Raw genomic sequence first — 4,708 nt, forward strand, 5'->3', positions numbered from 1 at the left:
CGCCATTCGTGGTGCACGGCTATTCCAACCGCGGAACCGTTCCCGTGGTCTTTTCCGCGGTCGTCGACCGGGACATGGCCGAATTCATCGAAGCGGAAGGTACGACCGAGCCGCCGAAAGTTAGCCCTTCGGCCGAAACCATCGCCCGCATGACGGCGGCGGCCAATGCCTACGGGATTACTATTCTCGCGGCATGATGGTGTGGGTGCCTGATGCCGCTTTTCGGCGACATCAGGCTCTGCTTCGTCAGTTATGCTGGCGGTATCGATTTCAATCGACTCACCAGTTCATCCAAAACGGCGTCGACAGTTTTCGAAGCCGTATCGATGACGGTTGCATCGTGCCATTCGTCATAGGCTCTTTCGGAAATTTCTTGCCATGTCGGCTTCACCAGACCTTCGACGTCGGTGAGGCGCGTTTCAGCGCGTTTGCGGTGCTCGGCTTTATCCGAGCAAACCACCTCGACCTCCGCTGCCGGCACCCCGGCTGTTTGCGCGACAGAAAGCCAGGCTGCCCGGGTTATCCGGAGCGGATTGACGGAGTCGGCGATAACAGTCCTGCCGAGGGTCAGGTTGTCTCCGGCGACACCGTAAGCCACGATATAGCCTGCAGGCCCGGCATCATCGGCTATTCCCGAAGCGCGGATTGCTTGCTCGATGGTATCGACGCGCACATGGACCGCATTCAACCGTTCGGCCAAAGCGCGGGCGATCGTCGTCTTTCCACTGCCAGGCAGACCGCCAAAAATAATGAGCATCGTGACCTCGGCGTTGGTTGCAGAAGCTCCACGAGAACGTCTGAGCAGCTCGCGGTCAGCGCAATACTTCACCATTAAGGCCCGGTTCGCAATTCCTTAGTCAGCACCGGGTTTTCACCACCGGATTCAACGACGGTCCACCCGAGCGCGCCGTAGAATCCCACGGCGTCTCGCGCCGCATTCACAAGCAATCTCTCGACCCCGTGTTGTGATGCGAATTTTTCGAGACCGGTCATGAGCATCCGCCCGTACCCTTTTCCCTGGCATTCCGTCCTGATTGCGACGGTTCGCACCCATGCTGTCTCGTCGCCCGTCAGATCGAGGCGAGCCGCACCCACTGGCGTATTTTCAAGCAGAAGCAGCAAAGGGAAATGTCCATCCCTTCGATCATCGGGATGGTTCGCATCATAGCCAGTCAACCCGCGGGCGTCGAAAAGGACAGCGCTGCGGATGTCGTGGTAGGCGCTCCAGTGTTCGTCCGCAGATACCTGGACGACCATCCGGGCGTCTTCGCCCTCGTCATTCGGAAATCTGGGCTCGTTCATCGATGGCCTCGTCGATGCTCGTGGACAACCGGCCGGCAAAATCGGTGACGGCCTCACGGTTCGATAACAGGAATTTCGGACGGGAAAAGACCGAGAACAACCGCGCGTGCGTCTCGAATGAATTCCAGTTGTTCGTTCTACTCCGGTATTCGGCCACCCACTTCAAAAGACCATCGAATTGCGTTTCGGTCTCGCCGCCTTGGATGCCCCGCAGCTTGATGTTGGCGATGCATTCCTCCTCCGGCAGATCAATCCAGACCAGGATCGTCGTGCGGTTGAGGACCATGTTCGCCAATTGTCCGTAAACGCCCTCCATGACCCAGGCGTCACGTTCGGCCGCTGTCTTGACCATCTCATCCCGCAACGCTCTGTCGCGATCGATGCCGTAGCGCCCCGGCTCCCAATGCATGTCGTCAAGGTGGACAACCGGATGGTGAAGCTGTTCACCGATACGACGGGCAAGCCACGTTTTGCCTGCGCCGCCATTGCCCATGATAAGCATGCGGTCAAAGGCGATTGGCGGATCGGGAAACGTCACCGGCAACTCCGAAGACTTTGCGCTGATGCTGGTTTTGTGTGACCTTAGCGCGAGATATTGAGTGCTTTCAAATCAAAATTGAGCGCGTCCTATCCTTGCAGGCCTGTCCGCTTGAGGAAAACAATATCTGCCGGCTTCGAGGACGCGCGCCAAATGCCTAGAACTCTTCCCAGTTGCCCTCGGTCGAAGCCGGTGCGGCTGAGGTGCCGAAAGCGGCTGCGAGCTTACCGCCGAGTGCGCGGGCCGGCGAGGGAGCGGGCTTGGCATGGTCGGTGGCCGAGGCGGGAACCTGTCTGCGCGCCGCAAGCGTCGCCGCGACCGGGCGCGCGAGCGGCTTGGCAGCCGTCCGCGCGACGGGGGCCGCCTTTGCCATCTGGCCGAGATTGAACTGCGCCAGACGCTCCGAGAGTGCAGACACCTCAGTCACCAGCGTGTGCGAGGCGGCATTCGATTCCTCGACCATTGCGGCGTTCTTCTGGGTCGACTGGTCCATCTGGTTGACTGCCGTGTTGATCTCCAGGAGACCCGTCGACTGCTCGCGGGCGGCCTGGACGACCGCCTGGACATTGCTGTTGATCTGCTGGACTTCGGCAACAATCGCCTGCAGCGCCTTGCCGGTCTGGCCAACGAGATCGACGCCACGCTTGACCTGGGCGCCGGACGAGGTGATCAGCGCCTTGATCTCCTTGGCGGCCGTCGCCGAGCGCTGCGCCAGTTCACGCACTTCCTGTGCGACGACGGCAAAGCCCTTGCCGGCCTCCCCTGCACGTGCTGCCTCAACGCCTGCATTGAGGGCCAGCAGGTTGGTCTGGAAGGCGATATCGTCGATCACGCCGATGATGTTGGAGATCGACTGCGAGGATTGCTCGATGCCGGTCATGGCGTCGACGGCATTGCGCACGACCTCTCCGGACTTTTCCGCACCTTCCTTGGTGCGGCTGACGAGCGCGCCCGCTTCTTCGGCGCGAAGGGTGGAGTCCTTGACCGAGGTGGTGATCTGCTCGAGCGCGGCGGCGGTCTCCTCGACGGAAGCGGCTTGCTGTTCGGTGCGGCGGGCGAGATCGTCGGCGCCCGAGCGGATTTCTTCCGAACCGGCCTGGATGACGGCGGCGTTTTCGGAGAAGGAAATCAGGGCTGCCTGGAGCTTTTCGACAGAGGCGTTGAAATCGACGCGGATTTCGTCAAGCGAGTCGGCAAAGGGCTTTTCCAGCCGGACGGTCATGTCTCCATTCGAAAGGCCGGCCAGTCCGTTGCCGAGTTCGCTGACTGCGAACTTGATCGAATCCTCACGCGCGGCATGGTGGACGGAACGCTCCTGCCGTTCGATCTCTTCGCGGGCCCGGGAGGTTTCCGCATCGGCTTCGAGCTTGATCTTCTGGCGATTGCTTTCCAGCAGGATGGCGAGGCAGCGCGAGAGGTCGCCGATTTCGTCCTTTGCACGTCTGTCACTCAATTGCACGTCGAGTTGGCCATGGGCGATACGATCGGTCTCGGCGATCACGCCCTCTATGCGGCGGATGAATTTACGGGCAATGAGCCAGCCTGAAAGACCGAGCAGGAGAGCAGCGATGGCGGTGATCGCAACGGCGCTCCAGGCCATGTTGTTGAGCTGGGCAAAGACGGTGGATTTGGGCACCGAAACGACGGCGTACCAGTTCAGGTCAGTTGTCAGCTTTACCGGATAGGCGACCGAGAAATAGGTCTGGCCATCCCGGCCCGCGATCTCCTGAGCGACGCCGGGCTTGGCGATCAACTGATCCCAGCCGGCGGTCAGATCACCGCCGTCCTTGATATTCTTGCCTGCGAGCTCGGCGGAGGGATGGCTGATGATGCTGCCGGTGCCCGTCACCAGGCTGAGATAGCCGGTCTCCATCGGGTGGACTGCCGAGATCGCCTTGTTGGCGTCGTCGAGCGAAATATCCATGCCGGCGACGCCGAGCGCCTTGCCCTCGACCATGATCGGCTTGGCGACCGAGGTCATCAGCACGTCCTTGCCGTCGACCGCGTAGACATAAGGTTCAACGACCACGGTCTTTTTCTGGGTAAAGGGCAGCTGGTAGTAATCGCCGGCGCCCGATACGGCATAGTCGACCAGGGGTGTGTGCTGGATCTTGTCGCCACTGCGGACCCAGTAAGGCACGTAGCGGCCGGTCGTGTCATGGCCTTCCTTGCCGGCGAAATCCTTGTCCTTGCCGTCAAAGGCATTCGGTTCCCAGCCGGTCCAAACACCGAGCGCCATCGGATTATCCTGCAGCATGTTCTTCAGCAGGGCGTCGGCGGCCGCACGATTGGCGTTTCCGCCATCCTTCATCGTCGACAGCGACGTTTCCAACGCATTGACGATGCCGAGCGCCACACTCATGGATTTCTCGACGTTGAGCGAGTTGGCAGCAGCGATCTGCAGCATCTCGTCGAGGCTCGATTTGCGCATATCGTTGTAGGCGATGTAAGAAAGAACGCCCGATGTCGCGATCGTGGTGATGACACCGCAGGCTGCCACGGAAAAAATGTTGCGTTCGGTCGCCGATTTGAACTGCATGCGCTTAACCTCCTCGAGCGGGCAGGTCGTCGATTGCGCACCGATCTATTCCGTCCCGGCTCCCCCCTAACCGAGAACTGATTTCAGGACGTGGCTGCACGTCGCGGAAATCGTTCGCAATTTAATGAAAATACAAAGATGCTGTTAATTTACGGTGTATTGCGCCAGCTTTACTGATGACAAGGCAGCCTGCTGCGCCTCTTTTAAGACGCGCAGATGCGGTGCTGCTGCCGTTGGCGAAACTGTCACATCAAGACGCTATAAGGATTTTCGCCCGGCGCCTCTTGCGTCGGCACTGTTTCACCGTCAAAATTGCAACATGCCTGACA

General features: G+C 60.1%; 4 protein-coding genes and 1 pseudogene. 1 reads left to right on the plus strand and 4 read right to left on the minus strand.

The genetic code is table 11. From position 1 onward, the window contains the following. A pseudogene (locus FY112_RS37420) lies at positions 1–197 on the plus strand (cupin domain-containing protein); the annotation flags it as partial. A gap of 53 nt (positions 198–250) precedes the next feature. Here FY112_RS37420 and FY112_RS04615 read toward each other — a convergent pair. The 4 genes from FY112_RS04615 to FY112_RS04630 form a co-directional block, all read right to left on the minus strand. Further along, positions 251–757 carry an AAA family ATPase gene (locus tag FY112_RS04615; RefSeq protein WP_017959577.1) on the minus strand — a complete coding sequence of 169 codons (507 nt, stop codon included), beginning with the start codon at positions 755–757 and terminating at the stop codon, positions 251–253. Between the two features lie 74 nt (positions 758–831). Further along, entirely contained in the window at positions 832–1,302 is a 471-nt protein-coding gene (locus FY112_RS04620) for a GNAT family N-acetyltransferase (protein ID WP_131718889.1), read from the minus strand. After that, the gene (locus FY112_RS04625; RefSeq protein ID WP_131624209.1) at positions 1,277–1,840 is read right to left on the minus strand and encodes an AAA family ATPase; all 564 of its coding nucleotides are present in this window, start codon (positions 1,838–1,840) and stop codon (positions 1,277–1,279) included. Before FY112_RS04625 ends, FY112_RS04620 begins: the two co-directional genes overlap by 26 nt. Before the next feature lie 157 nt (positions 1,841–1,997). After that, entirely contained in the window at positions 1,998–4,379 is a 2,382-nt protein-coding gene (locus FY112_RS04630) for a methyl-accepting chemotaxis protein (protein ID WP_151517825.1), read from the minus strand. Between the last annotated feature and the right edge of the window lie 329 nt (positions 4,380–4,708).

It is taken from the genome of Rhizobium sp. PEPV16 (assembly GCF_008919455.1).
Classification (GTDB): domain Bacteria; phylum Pseudomonadota; class Alphaproteobacteria; order Rhizobiales; family Rhizobiaceae; genus Rhizobium; species Rhizobium leguminosarum_Q.

What these genes read in the sequence shown, in the direction of transcription:
- FY112_RS04630 (WP_151517825.1), bottom strand. Translation starts at nt 4,379, where the DNA reads ATGCAGTTCAAATCGGCGACCGAACGCAACATTTTTTCCGTGGCAGCC.
- FY112_RS04620 (WP_131718889.1), bottom strand. Translation starts at nt 1,302, where the DNA reads ATGAACGAGCCCAGATTTCCGAATGACGAGGGCGAAGACGCCCGGATG.
- FY112_RS04615 (WP_017959577.1), bottom strand. Translation starts at nt 757, where the DNA reads ATGCTCATTATTTTTGGCGGTCTGCCTGGCAGTGGAAAGACGACGATC.